General features: G+C 34.5%; 2 protein-coding genes. One reads left to right on the forward strand and one right to left on the reverse strand.

Features of this window, described 5'->3' with window-relative positions:
• Positions 1-325: 325 nt before the first annotated feature.
• Positions 326-586: a helix-turn-helix transcriptional regulator gene (locus Q0614_RS01590; RefSeq protein WP_298786040.1), complete on the reverse strand. Its 261-nt coding sequence runs from the start codon at positions 584-586 to the stop codon at positions 326-328.
• A 321-nt stretch (positions 587-907) separates the two neighbouring features.
• Between Q0614_RS01590 and Q0614_RS01595 the strand changes: the two genes are divergently transcribed.
• Positions 908-1,617: radical SAM protein (locus tag Q0614_RS01595; RefSeq protein WP_298786042.1), on the forward strand; the 710-nt coding region annotated here is incomplete at its 3' end.

The following is a 1,617-nucleotide window of genomic DNA, read 5'->3' on the forward strand; positions in this document are numbered from 1 at the left end:
CAGATCCCGCTCATGCGCTTTCAGACGGGCCGAATATGCTAAATCTACAGCAGCTCGAGCGCATCGTAGCGCAGACGTTCGCGATTCAAAAAGCGCTCGGATTTTAAAATTTTAATATATTGGCAAAATTTGCTTTTTATTGATGCCTATTGAAAGGCGGTTTGAAATTTTAACGCTCGCCGAACGAGCGTTAAAATTTTTATAATACACGCATGGTTTACACTCAAAAATGTAAAAACATCTAAGCATAAATCGATAGACTTATCATTGCGCTTGATCATTGTCTGTTTTACCAAAAAATTCAAACTTTCAAGTTTATAAATTTTTAAGCCTTAAATTTAAAAATTTCGCCCACCTCGATGCCTAAAATTTTTGAAATTTTATAAATATGCTCTAAATTGAAATGCTTGTCGTAGCGGCAGCTCTCGCAGTTTGAGTAAAACGCGACCGACTTTATATCCATACTTAGCGCCATATCCAGCTGGCTCATACCCTTGCTTTCGCGTAGTTTACGGACGTTGGCGGAGATTTGAAGATAAAAATTTTGTATCTCGTCGCCGTCAAAAAAGGTTAAATTTTCACTCATTTTTTTATCCTATAGGTAAAGTAAAAATTAAACTTTATTTGGATAAAATCCGCAAATCTATATCCTATAGGATAAGTAATTAGTAAATTTCTAGAGAAAGGAGAAGAAATGAGCGCCACTATAAATCAATATGAAAAGCTATTCGGCAAAATTGTTGAAGCTGTCGCAGGTCGAACTTGCGCTTGCTTTTGCTCATGCAGTTGTGGCATGTGCGTATGCTCGTGCCGCGGGCGCAGAAGTGAAAACGACGAAATTGCATGGGAAATATGCTAAAAATTTATCGGCGGACCAAAATCCGCCGATACTATTTCAAGGATTTTTATGATTTTTTCAAAATATGGCTTCGCCTTTCATGTAGGTAATGATGTAGCATTATATAACTCTTTAAGGATGAAGCCGATCTATTTAAGCGATAACAAATTTAAGAAAATAAAAGAGACCGTTGACAAAAACGTGAAATTATCACAAGATTTAAAATGCGAAATCGATGAATTGATAAAGTATAAAATTTTAGTCAAAGAGGGCGATGATGAAAAAATTTTAAATTTTGTAAAATCGGTTATTCCTCAGCCGCAAATAAACGTATGCTATTTTATTTTAAGCGAACAATGTAATCTGGCCTGTAAATATTGCTTTTTAGGCAACAATAATCAGGAAAAGAGAAAGCGCTTCAAAAAAGAAAATATGAGTAAGCAAATGGCAATGGATGGAATTTTATTTTTCATAAAACAGCTCGAAAGTGCAAATTTCGATGAAAATTCCAAGCCTACCATTTTATTTTACGGTGGCGAACCACTTTTAAATTTCAAAACACTTGTTTTTATAGTAAATAAAATTAACGAGCTTAAAAAGAGTTGTAAAGTTTTAGAAAAAGTTGAATTCGATTTGATTACAAACGGGCTCTTATTAAACAAACAAAGGCTTTTAAAGCTAAACGAACTTGGCGTAAATATCGGTATTTCGATAGACGGTTGTAATGACGAAACAAATAAAATGCGCGTGGATGTCGGCGGAAATTTTGTATTTGAAAA

This window comes from uncultured Campylobacter sp., from assembly GCF_937997595.1.
Lineage (GTDB): Bacteria > Campylobacterota > Campylobacteria > Campylobacterales > Campylobacteraceae > Campylobacter_B.

Excerpts from the sequence above, each read along its gene's own strand:
- Q0614_RS01590 (WP_298786040.1), bottom strand. The coding sequence starts at position 586 with ATGAGTGAAAATTTAACCTTTTTTGACGGCGACGAGATACAAAATTTT.